At 67.6% G+C, this 13,745-nt stretch carries 16 protein-coding genes and 1 pseudogene; 10 read left to right on the plus strand and 7 right to left on the minus strand.

What is annotated here, in order from left to right:
* Nucleotides 1–21: 21 nt before the first annotated feature.
* Nucleotides 22–261 carry an Rv1535 domain-containing protein gene (locus KXD98_RS28620; RefSeq protein WP_396881996.1) on the minus strand — a complete coding sequence of 80 codons (240 nt, stop codon included), beginning with the start codon at nt 259–261 and terminating at the stop codon, nt 22–24.
* Between KXD98_RS28620 and KXD98_RS24525 the strand changes: the two genes are divergently transcribed.
* The 3 genes and pseudogenes from KXD98_RS24525 to KXD98_RS24535 all read left to right on the plus strand — a co-directional run bounded on the left by KXD98_RS24525 (nt 214) and on the right by KXD98_RS24535 (nt 2,292).
* Nucleotides 214–501, plus strand: a complete 288-nt coding sequence (locus KXD98_RS24525; RefSeq protein WP_260760904.1) for a hypothetical protein — start codon at nt 214–216, stop codon at nt 499–501. The genes KXD98_RS28620 and KXD98_RS24525 overlap by 48 nt on opposite strands.
* A gap of 24 nt (nt 502–525) precedes the next feature.
* Nucleotides 526–1,200, plus strand: a complete 675-nt coding sequence (locus KXD98_RS24530; protein ID WP_260760905.1) for a nitroreductase family protein — start codon at nt 526–528, stop codon at nt 1,198–1,200.
* 8 nt (nt 1,201–1,208) lie between these two features.
* A pseudogene (locus KXD98_RS24535) lies at nt 1,209–2,292 on the plus strand (ATP-dependent DNA ligase).
* 13 nt (nt 2,293–2,305) lie between these two features.
* Here the strand turns inward: KXD98_RS24535 and KXD98_RS24540 are convergent.
* The gene (locus KXD98_RS24540; RefSeq protein ID WP_260760906.1) at nt 2,306–3,664 is read right to left on the minus strand and encodes a 13E12 repeat family protein; all 1,359 of its coding nucleotides are present in this window, start codon (nt 3,662–3,664) and stop codon (nt 2,306–2,308) included.
* 123 nt (nt 3,665–3,787) lie between these two features.
* On the opposite strand from KXD98_RS24540, the gene KXD98_RS24545 reads away from it, so the two are divergent.
* Nucleotides 3,788–4,447: an MBL fold metallo-hydrolase gene (locus tag KXD98_RS24545; RefSeq protein ID WP_260760907.1), complete on the plus strand. Its 660-nt coding sequence runs from the start codon at nt 3,788–3,790 to the stop codon at nt 4,445–4,447.
* Here KXD98_RS24545 and KXD98_RS24550 read toward each other — a convergent pair.
* Nucleotides 4,416–5,399, minus strand: a complete 984-nt coding sequence (locus tag KXD98_RS24550; protein ID WP_260760908.1) for a phosphotransferase enzyme family protein — start codon at nt 5,397–5,399, stop codon at nt 4,416–4,418. The genes KXD98_RS24545 and KXD98_RS24550 overlap by 32 nt on opposite strands.
* A 35-nt stretch (nt 5,400–5,434) precedes the next feature.
* Between KXD98_RS24550 and gluQRS the strand changes: the two genes are divergently transcribed.
* Together gluQRS and KXD98_RS24560 are read left to right on the plus strand one after the other, a co-directional pair.
* Nucleotides 5,435–6,316 (plus strand): tRNA glutamyl-Q(34) synthetase GluQRS, encoded by an 882-nt coding sequence (gene gluQRS, locus KXD98_RS24555; protein WP_260760909.1) that lies wholly within the window; start codon nt 5,435–5,437, stop codon nt 6,314–6,316.
* A 13-nt stretch (nt 6,317–6,329) separates the two neighbouring features.
* Complete coding sequence (locus KXD98_RS24560; RefSeq protein ID WP_260760910.1) at nt 6,330–7,694, plus strand: FAD-dependent oxidoreductase; 1,365 nt, start codon at nt 6,330–6,332, stop codon at nt 7,692–7,694.
* A gap of 6 nt (nt 7,695–7,700) precedes the next feature.
* Here KXD98_RS24560 and KXD98_RS24565 read toward each other — a convergent pair whose 3' ends face one another.
* Both KXD98_RS24565 and tgt read right to left on the minus strand, forming a co-directional pair.
* The gene (locus KXD98_RS24565) at nt 7,701–8,918 is read right to left on the minus strand and encodes a cytochrome P450 (protein ID WP_260760911.1); all 1,218 of its coding nucleotides are present in this window, start codon (nt 8,916–8,918) and stop codon (nt 7,701–7,703) included.
* A 42-nt stretch (nt 8,919–8,960) separates the two neighbouring features.
* Nucleotides 8,961–10,148, minus strand: a complete 1,188-nt coding sequence (gene tgt, locus KXD98_RS24570) for a tRNA guanosine(34) transglycosylase Tgt (protein WP_396883288.1) — start codon at nt 10,146–10,148, stop codon at nt 8,961–8,963.
* Between the two features lie 53 nt (nt 10,149–10,201).
* On the opposite strand from tgt, the gene KXD98_RS24575 reads away from it, so the two are divergent.
* Nucleotides 10,202–10,645, plus strand: a complete 444-nt coding sequence (locus KXD98_RS24575; protein WP_260760912.1) for a lipoprotein LpqH — start codon at nt 10,202–10,204, stop codon at nt 10,643–10,645.
* 116 nt (nt 10,646–10,761) lie between these two features.
* Entirely contained in the window at nt 10,762–11,226 is a 465-nt protein-coding gene (locus KXD98_RS24580) for a lipoprotein LpqH (protein WP_260760913.1), read from the plus strand.
* A 32-nt stretch (nt 11,227–11,258) separates the two neighbouring features.
* On the opposite strand, the gene KXD98_RS24585 is transcribed toward KXD98_RS24580, so the two are convergent.
* Nucleotides 11,259–11,603 (minus strand): DUF732 domain-containing protein, encoded by a 345-nt coding sequence (locus tag KXD98_RS24585; protein ID WP_260760914.1) that lies wholly within the window; start codon nt 11,601–11,603, stop codon nt 11,259–11,261.
* A gap of 44 nt (nt 11,604–11,647) precedes the next feature.
* On the opposite strand from KXD98_RS24585, the gene KXD98_RS24590 reads away from it, so the two are divergent.
* Nucleotides 11,648–12,037 carry a hypothetical protein gene (locus KXD98_RS24590; RefSeq protein WP_260760915.1) on the plus strand — a complete coding sequence of 130 codons (390 nt, stop codon included), beginning with the start codon at nt 11,648–11,650 and terminating at the stop codon, nt 12,035–12,037.
* Nucleotides 12,038–12,042: 5 nt separating this feature from the next.
* Complete coding sequence (locus KXD98_RS24595; protein WP_260760916.1) at nt 12,043–12,960, plus strand: nitronate monooxygenase family protein; 918 nt, start codon at nt 12,043–12,045, stop codon at nt 12,958–12,960.
* Between the two features lie 18 nt (nt 12,961–12,978).
* On the opposite strand, the gene KXD98_RS24600 is transcribed toward KXD98_RS24595, so the two are convergent.
* A complete protein-coding gene (locus tag KXD98_RS24600; protein WP_260760917.1) occupies nt 12,979–13,737 on the minus strand; it encodes a DeoR/GlpR family DNA-binding transcription regulator in 759 nt (252 codons plus the stop codon).
* Nucleotides 13,738–13,745: the final 8 nt, after the last annotated feature.

Raw genomic sequence — 13,745 nt, forward strand, 5'->3', positions numbered from 1 at the left:
ACCCTGGTTACTGGGCCGAGTTCAGTCGTCGATCTCGACGACGCCGAGCCGCCAGAGCACCGCGTACAGCTCACGTAACGGTATGGCGATGACGCCGGAAACCACGGTCAACGGGTCGGATGATGGTGTTACACCGGTCGAAGCAGCCACGCTCCCGACGGTCCGCACCGCGAGCGTCGACGTGCCGAATACGCCATGACGGGAAGGTAACGAATGGCCGAATCCTCCACAACAGCATCGCCGAAGAGCGAGGCCACCCACCGCGACGCCGTTCAGCGGGTACGTGAGGCTCAGACGTTCACCGTCGATCTGCCGGTCGTCGGCCGGGTCCGGATCCCCCGGCCCGAGCAACTCGCCTTCTACGGAGCGCTGGGCGCGCTGGCCGCGATCGAGATCATCGAGTGGCCAGTGGCCCTGGCGCTGGCGGCGGGGCATGCGCTGCTGCAGAACGAGCACAGTCGAGTCGCGCAGGAGATCGGCGAAGCGCTCGAGGACGTCTGAGGTCGAGCACCTAGAGTCCCAGTCATGCCGCATCCCTCCGACGACGTCTGGGAAGTGTTGTCCACTGCGCGTTCGGTCCGGCGGTTCACCGATGAACCCGTCGACACCGAAACGCTTGACCGCTGCCTGCAGGCCGCCACCTGGGCGCCCAACGGCGCCAATGCCCAGCTGTGGCGATTCATCGTGCTCGATGGTCCCGAGCAACGCGCAGCGGTCGCCGAGGCCGCCCGGATCGCCTTGCAGTCCATCGAGTCCATCTACGGCATGACCCGTCCGGATCCCGACGACGACAGCCGGGCCGCGCGCAACAACCGAGCCACCTACGAGTTGCATGACCGCGCCGGGGAATACACCTCGGTGTTGTTCGCCGCGTTCAAGAACGAATTCTCCTCGGAATTCCTGCAGGGCGGCTCGATCTATCCGGCGATGCAGAACTTCTACCTCGCCGCACGCGCCCAGGGCCTCGGGGCGTGCCTCACCAGCTGGGCGTCCTACGGCGGTGAACATGCGCTACGAGCTGCCGTCGGCATCCCCGACGAGTGGTTCCTGGCCGGGCATGTGGTGGTGGGCTGGCCGCGCGGACGGCACGGGCCGTTGCGCCGTCGCCCGCTGTCGGACGTGGTGTTCCGTAACCACTGGGATCCCGAACGCGCCGACATCACCTTTGGTCGCGGCGCCCGGCCGCGCGGCGGGGCCTGAACTCACCGATGGACCTGCCCGTGCTGCCGCCGGTCTCCCCGATGCTGGCCAAGCCGGTGGCCGAGGTGCCGGGCGACCCTGCCGACTACCTTTACGAACCGAAGTGGGACGGCTTCCGCTCGATCCTGTTCCGAGACGGCGACGAGGTCGAGTTGGGCAGCCGCAACGAGCGCCCGATGACTCGATATTTTCCGGAGCTGGCCGACGCCGCCCGCGCTGAGTTGCCCCCGCGGTGTGTGATCGACGGGGAGATCGTGATCGCCACCGACGACCGACTGGACTTCGAGGCGCTGCAGCTGCGGCTGCACCCGGCGGCGTCTCGGGTGCGCATGCTTGCGCAGCAGACGCCTGCGGTGTGTCGCGTTCGACCTGTTGGCCCTCGGCGACACCGATTACACCGGTGCCCCGTTCGCCGAGCGCCGCGCGGTCCTGGTCGACGCGCTCGTCGGTGCGGGCACGTCCGTCCACCTGACCCCGGTGACGCCCGACCCTGCGGTGGCTGCGCGGTGGTTCACCGATTTCGAGGGCGCCGGGCTGGACGGCGTGATCGCCAAGCGGCGTGATCTGACCTACCAGCCGGACAAGCGGGTGATGTTCAAGCTCAAGCATCAGCGCACCGCCGACTGCGTCGTCGCGGGCTACCGCCCGCACAAGTCCGGCGCCGACGCCGTGGGATCACTGCTGCTCGGGCTGTACGACGACGGCGGCACCCTGGCATCGGTCGGTGTGATCGGCGCGTTCCCGATGGCGCGGCGACGTGAGCTGGTGACCGAACTCGCGCCGCTGGTAACGACATTCGAGCAGCACCCGTGGAACTGGGCCGCCCAGGCCGCCGCCGACCCCGACGCGGCCCGCCGCTACGGCGGCGGGTCGCGGTGGAACGCGGGCAAGGACCTGTCGTTCGTGCCGTTGCGCCCCGAACGGGTGGTCGAGGTCCGCTATGACCACATGGAAGGACGGCGGTTTCGCCACACTGCGCAGTTCAACCGTTGGCGCCCGGACCGCGACCCGCGGTCGTGCACCTACGAGCAGCTCGAGCGCCCGGTCACCTACCGGCTCGGTGACATCGTCGCCGGTCTCGGCCGGCCCTGATCGCGATCCCGCGTCACCGCGGAGGATCGGGGTCGCCGCGCAACAACTCGTCGGGATGATGCACGTGGTTGATCCGGGGCGGTGACGTGCCGTCGCTCCACGCGAGTCGACCATTGCGGGCGGTCGCCGACATCCGTCCTCGGGTCAGCAACGTGTGGTCGGGCCCGCACGCGAAGAACAGGGCATCGGCGTCGGTGCGGCCGCCCGCGGCCCAGTCTGGGCTGTGGTGGACCTCGCTGTGGTATCCGGGTGCGGTGCAGTTCGGTCGGGTGCACCCGCCATCGCGCGAGTAGCAGATCATCCGCTGATCCGTTGTGGCGATCCGGGTTTGCCTGCCGAGGTACAGCGGACGGTCGGTGTGACCGTCGAAGACGGCGAGGTAGTGAATGGCATCGGTGGCCATCCTGATCAGGTCGCGCATCGGTAGCGCGGTATCACCGCCGGTGCGTGCCGGCGACGGCATCGAGACGTTCGGATTGCTGACTGCGTGGGCGGCCTGATTCAATTCGGCGAGCGTGGTCCGCACGATCACCGTCACCGGATGTCCACGGTGCGAACCCATTCCACCGGAGGCGATACCGAGCTTCAGTCCGAGCTTGATTCCGTCGTGGCAGCGCTGCGCGGCGCTGCGGTCATCCGGTAGGTCCTCGACCGTGCCGTCGGGGCAGTGACGTCCGGGCCGTACGGCCGCGGCGCAGGCCTCGATGTAGGACCTGGTTTCCGGATCGATCACGCCGCTGATGCGTGACAATCCGTTGCTGTTCTGCGGTCCCAGTTTCACGCCCCGCTGCTGGGCACGTTCGGTCTCGTCGAAGTGTCCGTCCGGGTTGAAGAGATCGTCGATACGCCGACCGACCACGGTGACGATGTCAGCGTCGCTTCGCTGCGCCTCACGCACCAGACTGGCTTCCACCTCCGCGCGGTCAGCAGGCGATGTGCACATCGGCAGATTCTTGAGGGTCTTCGTGATCGCCGCGACATGGTCGTCACCGATGCGCCCGGACGCCACCGCCGCGGCCACCGCCTGCCACAGCGGCGACAGGGGCGGGCCGCTGAGTTGCCGGCGGGCACAGATGTTGGCTGCCCACTTCATTCGCCGTTTGACCTCACGTGGTGGAATCCGAAGCCGCATGCTGAGCCGCATCGGCACCTCGGGCACCATTCCGGATTCGTCTGGCGGATCGGCGATCTCGCCGAACACCCGGTACATCAACCCGCGGTTGAGCCGCTCCTGGGTCTCGAGTCGCTCGGCCATCACGACCCGATAGCCGTTGCCCACGCCATCGGAGGACAACTGCTGCATCTCCCGGTACGCGGCGTCGACCTGGTCCAGCAATGTGCTGAACCGTTCCCGCGCCGTTTCGGTAAGCATGACTTCAATTTATCGAACAATTGTTCGACTCTGATACGTAGATGTGCCCGCTGGGGATGAATCCGGGTTTGGGGATAACTCGCCTCTTGACCTGAATCAAAGTTGAGGTTGCACCCTGGGTGCATGAGAAAATTATTCGATGACCTGTGGGAGACCAAGGTCGACTCCCCGTTCCCCGGCCTGACCACGCACGCCTACTTCTGGACGCCACACCGCGTGCTGTTCTACTCCCCTGCCAGCGACGCCGAGTTCGATGACTTGGAGAACGCGGGCGGGGTGGCCCACCAGTACCTCTCCCACCGCGACGAGGCCGGCCCCATACTGGCCGCGATCAAAACCCGGTTCGGCGCACTACTGCACGCTCCGGCAGGCGATCTCGCCGAGATCACCGAGCACGCCGACGTCGACGTCACGGTGGCAGACCGCGACACCGACCAACTCGGCATCGAGACCGTCCCCACCCCGGGACACTCCCCGGGCGCGGTGTGCTACCTGGTACCCGGGGCGGAAGGACGCTACCTGTTCACCGGCGACACCTTGTTCCGCGGGGCCGACGGTCGCTGGCACGCCGGCTACATCGACGCATTTCACCAGCCCGCCGACGCCGATGCGATCGCCGACAGCCTCGACGTAATGGCCGAGCTGAACCCCGATGTCGTGGTGTCCAGCGCATTCTCCGGCGACTCTGCCGTGCACCGTATCGAGCATGATCGCTGGCGCGACCACCTCACCGAGGCCAAGCAGAGCCTTCCTACTCGTAGCGCATCCAGTCGCGGTCGGTGAGATAACGCTGCGCCAATGCGACTGTTCCCTCGGCAAATCCGCGCCCGAACGTCACTGCGGCGTCGGAATCCGCGTGCGAGGAGACCCATGCTGTCAGCATCAGCCGCCGCCACATCACCAGTGTCGGGATCATCGCCAGATGCGCGCTCGGTACCGAACGCACCTCGCGGTAACCGCGCAACCAGTCGGCGATCATCCGGCCCGCATCGGGTGTGTCCTCGATGAAGGACACCACCGCGCTGAGATCGGCGAGATACCAGGACCATCCGCTGTCGTCGAAGTCGATGACGGTCAGCCCCGACGCGCCGACCATCAGGTTCGCCATCCGTAGGTCTGCGTGGATCAGGCCGAACCGGTCCGGTGTCTGCCCGAACTCCGTCAGTGTCTGCGCCACGCGTGCCGCGGCCTTCTCGACGGTGACAGTGCCGTCGGCGCCGAGCCCGGCTGCGCTGCGCCAGTCACCCCACCGGGCGGCCGGACCCAGCGTCGCGTCCAGATCCCAGCGGAACCTGGTGAAGGAGTCCGGCGCTGCCCACCGGGCGGTGTGATCATGCATCTGCGCGGTGAGCCGGCCCAGTTCGTCGTATCCCACCGCGTCCGGACGCTCCTCGGCGGTGCACCCGTCGACGAACGTCATGGCATCGACGTACAGGGTGCGCTCGTCGACGACGGCAGCCACCACCTCGCGACCGTCGGCGGCCGGGATCAGCGCGGGCGTCACGACGTCGGTGTCCTGCCGCAGCGCCGTCATCCAGGCCAACTCCGAGCGGATCGCCGCCAGGCTGTGGTAACCGGGACGATGTACCCGCAGCACCAACGGGTCGCCGTCATCGACCAGGTAGGTCGCGTTCTCCGACAGGCTGAGCAGCCGCAACGGCGCATCTGGGGCGCGGCCGTACGCAGGCAGCGCGGCACATGCATAGCTGCGGTGATCGGAGGGCATCCCGGACATCCCCATCAGTCTGACGCACCGATAATCTGGCGGGCGTGACGAGCCCCGCCGGCGCGGGCCGGTTCGCGCCGAGCCCATCGGCCGATCTGCACATCGGCAACCTGCGTACCGCGATGCTGGCGTGGCTGTTCGCACGCTCGACCGGACGCCGGTTCGTGATGCGCGTCGAGGATCTCGACGATCGCACCGACACCGACATCGCCGACCGGCAATTGGCCGATCTGGCCGCGATCGGCATCACCTGGGAAGGTCCCGTCGAACGGCAGAGCGAGCAACGGCAACGCTACGACGCGGTGGTCCAGACGCTTGTCGATCAACACCGTGTCTTCGAATGTTATTGCAGCAGAAAGGATATTGCCTCCGCGCCACGCGCTCCGCATGCTCCCGAAGGGGCCTACCCCGGCACCTGCCGGGATCTCAGCCCTGCTCAGCGCGTGAGACGACGACAAGGATCGGCGCGACCACCCGCGCTGCGGCTCCGCACCGATGTCGCCTCCTACACCGTCCACGATGTACTGCATGGTGATTACACCGGTCTCGTCGATGATTTCGTGGTGCGCCGCGGTGACGGTGTGCCCGCCTACAACCTCGCTGTCGTGGTCGACGACGCTGCGGCCGGCATCGACCAGGTGGTCCGCGGGGACGACCTGCTCTCGTCGTCACCACGCCAGGCGTATCTGGCGCATCTGCTCGGCCACCGGCAGCCGGTGTACGCCCATGTGCCACTGGTGCTCAACACCGACGGGGCGCGGCTGGCCAAGCGCGACGGCGCGGTCACGCTCGCCGAGATCGGTGTGGACTCAGCACTGTCGCAGATCGCCGGCTCGCTGGGCTATACGGCCCGCACCCTGACCGGCATGCTCGACGAGTTCGACCCGCAGCGCCTGCCATGCTCGCCGTGGATCTACCTACCGTGAGAAAGTGTCTCCCATGGCACGCCATGAGGCTGACGTCATCGTCGTCGGCGCCGGTATTTCCGGACTGATCGCGGCCCGCACCGTGGCCCGGGCCGGTCTGTCCCCGCTGATTTTGGAGGCCGACAGTCGCGTTGGTGGACGCATCCTCACCGAGGAGGTGCTACCGGGGCTGCCGGTGGAACTGGGGGCGCAGTGGATCGGCGACACCCATCAGCGCATGTTCGCGCTGGCCGCTGAATTGGGGGTGGACACCTACCCGCAGTACGACGACGGGGAGACCTCCTATGAGTTGGCCGGCTCAGGGGTGTTGCGGCAGGGCGAGTTTCACACCCGATTCGCCGCAGAGCTGGCCGACCTGCAGCGGGTGCTGCGGCGGCTGGATCAGCTGGCCGCCGAGGTTCGGCCCGACATGCCGTGGACGGCGCCACGGGCCGCCGAATGGGACGCCATCACCGCGGGCGCCTGGTATGACGCGCAAGGGTTGTCGCCGGTGGCCAGGGAACTGCTGGAGATCTGCACGGTTGGCATTCTGGCTGTCCCGACCGTGGAAGTGTCGTTCCTGCATCTGCTGTTCACGATCCAGACCTGTGGCGTCACCGCCGAACTGTTCGCCGAATCCGAAGGTGGAGCGCAGACCACCCGGTTCGTCGGTGGCACGGCCGAGATCCCGAACCGGTTGGCTGCGCAGCTGTCCGAACACATCGTCTTCGACGCACCGGTGTTGCAGATCGAGCATGACGCCGACTCGGTCACGGTGACCTGCCGCGGCGGTCTGGTGGCGCGCGGGCGCCGGGTGATCGTGGCGATCTCACCGACCTTGGCCGGGCGCATCATGTACGACCCGGCGTTGCCGGGCGATCGCGACCAACTCACCCAGCGGATGCCCAATGCGTCGGCCATGAAGGCGTTCTTCGTCTACGACGAACCCTTCTGGCGCGCAGACGGTCTCAACGGTCAGCTGATCTCCGACATCGGTCCGGCGCGGATGTCCAACGACACCTGCCTACCCGGCGACGACCACGGCGTGATCCTGCTGTTCCTCGAGGGCGAACAGGCCCGCACCTACGGGCGACTGCCGCGCGAGGATCGGCGCGCGGCACTGACAGCCGAGCTGGTGCGCCACTACGGTCGGAGCGCCGATCGTCCCGAGTTCTACGTCGACGGCGAGTGGGCGCAACGCCAGTGGACGCGCGGCTGTTACAACGCCAATCTCGGGCCGCTGGTGTGGACCAGCTACGGGCATGCACTGGCCGCGCCGATCGGACCGATCCACTGGGCATCCACCGACACGGCCACCCGGTGGAGCGCCTACATGGAAGGGGCGGTCCAAGCCGGTGAGCGGGCCGCCCTGGCCGTCGTCGAAGAGCTGGTCACATAGCCTGTCTCACAACGAGACCAGTAGCTCGGACATCCCGCGTAGCGTCACGTTCGGCTTGTAACCGGGTTCTTCGGCCAGCGTCGCATGCGGGAACCGCGTGGTCAGTGCGGTCAGCGCGACGGTGGCCTCCAGCCGTGCCAGCGGAGCGCCGAGACAGAAATGCGGCCCCTTGCCGAAGCCCAGGTGGCGAATCGCCGATCGGTCCGGGTCGAACTGATCGGGACGATCGTTGACTGCCGGATCACGGTGCGCCGCAGCCAGCAACAACAACATGTTGTCGCCTTGGGGCACGTCGCAACCGTTGATGGTGATGTCCTCAGCGGCAACCCGACCGATGAGCTGCACCGGCGGGTCGTAGCGCAGCGTCTCCTCGATCACTGCCCCGGCGCGGGTCCCGTCGGCGGCGAGTGCCTGCCACTGCGCCGGGTCCCGGAGCAGCGCCAGGGTCGCGTTGGCGATCAGGTTGACCGTCGTCTCATGGCCGGCGACCAGCAGCAGTGTGCAGGTCGCCACGATCTCGTCCTCGGTCAGTTGATCGCCCGATTCTTCGACTCCGACCAGAGCGGACATCAGGTCCTCGCCGGGGTGGCGGCGACGCTCACCGACCAGAGCACGCAGGTAGTCGCGTAGCCACAGCCCGGCGGCCACGCGCTCCTCATAACCCTGCCCGGCCGAACCGGTGACGGTGATGAACGGGTCCAGCGACTGGGCGAGAAGCCCAGAGGCGGCACTGAACTGCGGCTCGTCCTCCAGCGGTACCCCCAGCAGCCGGCAGATCACCGCAACCGGCAGCGGATAGGCCAGGCCCGAGAGCACGTCGAACGACTCCCCGGCGTGCGCGAGCAGATCGTCGACCAAGGTGGCGATCTCCGGTTCCAGGTTCTTGACGACCTTCGGCACGAAGGCCTTGCTCACCAGGCCACGCAGTCGGGTGTGGTCGGGCGGGTCGAGGAACAGAAACCCAGGGGTGCCGACCGGCCGGGCTTCCCCACCTTCGGCGATCATCCGCTGGGTCACGGTCGACTTGAGCCGGTCGCTGGCCGAGGCGGGGTGGCGCAGCACCTGGTCACAGTCGGCGTAGGAGGTGAAGACCGCCAAGTTGAGATCGGGCAGCAGCAGCGGCCCGTGCTCGCGGATCTTCCGGTAGATCGGATACGGGTCGGCCCGGTGTGCCGGGTCGAGCAGCGTTACCAGCAGCGACTGGGGATCCGCGGCGGTCGTCATGCCCCTGATTCTGCACGCGTCGGCGGCGACGCAGGTCAGGCGCTACGTTGCGGCGTAATACCGCCCGAGCACGTGCTCGCGCAGATCCTCGAATCGGCCTTCGGATATGGCGGCCCGGATCTGGTCGACCAGCCGGATGACGAACCGCTCGTTGTGGATCGTGCACAACGTCTTGGAGAGGATCTCCTTGGCCTTGAACAGGTGGTGCAGGTAGGCGCGGGTGTAGTGCGCGCAGGTGTAGCAGTCGCATTCGGCGTCGATCGGAGTGAAGTCACGGCGATACCGCGATCCGGTGATGTTGAAGCGGCCACCCGTCGAATACACCGCGGCGTTGCGCGCCACCCGCGACGGCGAGACGCAGTCGAAGGTATCGGCACCGGCCTCCACGGCGGCGAACAGGTCGTCGGGTTCGCTGATGCCCAGCAGGTGACGCGGCTTGTCCTCGGGCAGCTCGCTGGTGACCCACCCGACGATCGTCGCCAGATTCTGCTTCTCCAGCGCGCCCCCGATGCCGAAGCCGTCGAAATCGAGCTCGGCCAGGCCGCGGGCGGCGTGCCGACGCAGGTCCTCGTACTGGGCGCCCTGCACGACCCCGAACAGCGCCTGGGGTGCCTTGTCGTTGCGCAGCTCGGACAACCGGCGGTGCTCGGCGACGCAGCGCACCGCCCACCGGTGCGTGCGCTCGACCGAACGCTCCTGGTAGGCGCGGGTGTTGACCAGGGTGGTCAGTTCGTCGAACGCGAAGATGATGTCAGCGCCGAGCTGGTGCTGGATACCGATCGACACCTCCGGGGTGAACCGGTGCGTGGAGCCGTTGAGGTGGGAACGAAATGTCACCCCGTCGTCGTCGACGTGGGCGAGGCGCTGCTTGCCCTCGGCGATGACGTCGTCGGCCTGAACCCGGGCGGTGTCCATCGCGAGCACCTTCTTGAAGCCCACACCCAGCGACATCACCTGGAATCCGCCGCTGTCGGTGAAGGTGGGTCCGGGCCAGTTCATGAACGCGCCGAGCCCGCCGGCCTCGTCGACGATGTCCGGACCCGGCTGCAGATAGAGGTGGTAGGCGTTGGCCAGGACGGCTTGGGCGCCGAGGTGTTTCATGGTCTCCGGCAGTACCGCCTTCACGGTGGCCTGGGTGCCGACGGCGATGAATGCCGGGGTGTGGATGTCTCCGTGCGGGGTGTGGATCACCCCGGTGCGGCCCGGGCGTCCGGGTAGCTGCGCGTGCACCCGAAAGAATGGATCACTGATATCCGGCGCGGCCACGTCGTAGATTCTGCACTGTGATCACCCGAGGGGTCCTGGCCGTGCCGGCTGCCGTGGCTGTGCTGGCCGTTGCCGGCTGCTCATCCCCGCCCCCGCCGTACCAGCCACCGGCCGGGGCGCTGGTGCCTGGCACCGCGCAGGTCACCGTCAACGGCCGCGATGCCGGCACCACCGACTCGGTGCGGTGCACCCCGGCCGGGAGGCTGACGACCATGTCCACCGGCGACCAGACCTCCGGTGTGTCGGTGCTGATCGAGAGCCGCGACGAACTCATTGTTCGCGAGGTTGGTATCCGTGACCTGGGCGGATTCACCGGCAGCTTCAACGACGGGCTCGGCGGTGAGGCGTCGGTGTCGTTGACCGACCGCACCTACGACATCTCCGGTACGGCCGACGGGTTCGAGACCGACAATCCCAGCTTTCGGTCCTCGGGAACGTTCGAAATCAAGATCGCGTGCTGAGCAAGGCTTGATCACGAATCCGACCGATTCTCCACGTCCGCGGTGAAACAGCGCACCATACTGCTCTGGATGACCCGTCGCCCCCGGCGGGCCACACAACCAAAAGGAGAATTGTGGTGAAGCGTTCCGTGTTCGTCGCCATCAGCGGCGCAGCGCTCATCGTCGCCGGCCTGTCGGGCTGTTCCTCCAACGGCGAGAAGTCAGAAACAACCGGGGAGACCTCGGCGGTCGCATCGGCCGAAGGTAAGAGCACCGTGACCATCGACGGTGAGGACCAGGAGGTCGCCGGCACGGTCACCTGCGCGACCATGGGCGGCAACATCAACATCGCGATGGGTGATCCCGCCGGTGGCCTGGGGGCCGTGCTCACCGAAGGTGACCCGCCCAGCGTCGTCTCCGTCGCGCTCGGCAACGTCAACGGCATGAACCTCGGCTACGCGGCCAACGCCGGACAGGGCGAGGCCACCGTCGAGAAAGACGGCGACACCTACAAGATCACCGGTACCGCCACCGGTATGGACATGGCCAATCCGATGCAGCCGGTGAACAAGCCGTTCGAGATCGAGGTGACCTGCCCCTGACGGGACCGATCAGGTAGGGATCAGGTGCGGGATCACGAAGGAATGTAGCCCGCGGCCGACTCCCGCAACTGCCAGATCTGCGCAGGGCACAGTTCATTGACTGCCTGATTGATCAGGTAGCCGCCCTGGTAGTAGTCGGTGGTGCGGAAGTCGGCCTTCACCTGATCGACCAGCTCGGCGTAGGGCATCTGGGCGGCCACCCGGTCACAGATGCTGCGCCCGTAGCCGAGCGCGGCCTCGGCGTTGGGAAAGTTGTAGCCGGGCCGGACGTGCACGTTGACCAGATAGGCCACCTCGTCGGCGACAGCCGGGGGTGCGGCGACCAGCGCGGCCGAGGACAGCAGACCCACCGAGAAGATTCCCACCAGCGACTTCATGAGTTGTGACCCTACGCCGTGGGGCGCCACCTAGGGTGTGACTCATGAAGTTCATCGCTGCGTCGGCGCTGGTGGCAGGGTTGGTGGCGGCACCGCTGGTGGTGCTCGGTGCAGGAGCGGCGTCGGCGTCCCCGATGACCGGGCCAAGGACGTGTGACGGCATGGACTGTGTGCCCTACCTCAAGCGCGGGGTCGAGGTGGGTGAGCGCTGCAACCAGTCGATGCGCTTCAACTTCGGTGTGGACGCTGCGGGTAACACGCTGGCATGCAGTTCCAACAGCAGCTGGATCTCGTGGTCGCCGCTGGTCGGGGTGCGCACGCTGCGGTCGGCGTGCACCCAGCCCGGCACCGCGGCGCAGACCCCTGACGGTTATGCCCTCGCCTGCACCGACGGCGTGTGGACCGCCGACAACTCCGCGACGTTCTACCGCTGAACTCGGTGAGCAACCGCATCCAGGCACTGCTCGGGGTGCGCTACCCGGTGGTGCAGGCGCCGATGACCTACATCGCCCGCGCCGAGCTGGCTGCGGCGGTATCCGAGGGCGGTGGCCTGGGGATGATCGAGACGTTGACTCCGCAGGGACGCGAGGACCTGCGGCGGGTACGGGAACTGACGGACCGGCCGGTGGCGGCCAACCTGATGATCCAGGGCTGGAAGCGGGATCCGTCGATCGTCGACGTGCTGGCGGCCGCCGACGTGGCGCACGTGTTCACCTCCGCAGGGGACCCGGCACTGTTCACCGCGCGTCTGCACGACGCCGGGATGACCGTCGTACACGTGGTGGGTTCGTTGAAGGCGGCGTTGAAGGCCGCCGACGCCGGCGTCGACGCGCTGGTGGTCGAGGGGGTGGAGGGCGGCGGTTTCAAGTCGGCGCTGGGGGCGTCGACGATGGTGCTGTTGCCGCTGGTCGCCGAGCGAGTGCAGCTGCCGATCATCTGTGCTGGTGGAGTGTGCGATGCCCGCTCGTGCGCGGCGGCGGTGGTGCTGGGCGCCGAGGGTGTGCAGATGGGCACGCGCATGTTGGCCAGTGTCGAAGCGGCGGTGCACGCGAACTTCAAGGACGCAATCCTCGCGGCCGACGACGCGGGAACCGTCATGCTCAGCGTTCCGGGAAACCCGACGATGCGGGTGCTGCGCACCGGACTGGCCGCGGCCCTCGGCGATCAGGGTGCGCAGGCCAAGTTGCTGGGCCGTATCACCGATCTGTACTTCGAAGGTGACCTCAATGCCAGCGTCGCCAACACCGGTCAGGTGTCGGCGCGAATCACCGGGCTGGAACCGGTGGCCGATATCGTGCGGCGCACCTGGATCGACGCCCAGACCGCACTGGACGCGGCGCGTGCCCGAATCGGCTGACCGGGCAGAGGTGCCCGGTCAGGCCCGGATGACGACGGGGCCGAGCACCTCGTAGCGGCGCGCCTGCTCGGCGTCGAGCTCCGCGCCGGTGACGATGGCCTCGAAATCCGCGACGCGGGCGAACCGACAGAAGCTGCTCTCGCCGAACTTCGAGTGGGCCGCCACCAGGATGGGCCGGCGAGCGACCCGCACCGCGGCGCCTTTGACCGCGGCAACCGCGGGGTCCGGCGTCGTCAGGCCATGCTCCAGCGAAATCCCGTTGGTACCAAGGTAAGCCACATCGATCACCAGACTGCTGAGCATGTCGACAGCCCAATGGTCGACCGTCGCCAGGGTCCTGCCCCGCATCCTGCCGCCGAGCAGCAGCACGGTCACGGTGCGGCTGTGGGCCAGCGCCTCGGCCGCCAACAACGACGACGTCACCACCGTCAGCTCCTGCTCGGCGAGCCGTTCGGCGATCAGCCGAGGAGTGAAACCCTCGTCCAGATAGACGGTTTCGGCGCCGTGCAACAGTTCGGTGGCAGCTGCGGCGATGCGGTGTTTTTGAGCCAGGTCCACCTGGCTGCGGTACTCCACACCGGATTCGAAGGCCGCCGTCTCCATCGGCACCGCACCCCCGTGCACCCGCTTGAGCAGGCGGCGGCCCGCCAGAACCTTCAGGTCGCGACGGATCGTCTCGCTCGCCACATCCAGCTCGGTGGCGAGCGAGGCGACGTCCACTCGTCCGCGGGTGCGGGCGAATTCGACGATCCGGCTCTGGCGGGTCTCGGAATCCACGAGGTCAC

The organism is Mycobacterium sp. SMC-4 (genome assembly GCF_025263265.1).
Taxonomy (GTDB): Bacteria; Actinomycetota; Actinomycetes; order Mycobacteriales; family Mycobacteriaceae; genus Mycobacterium.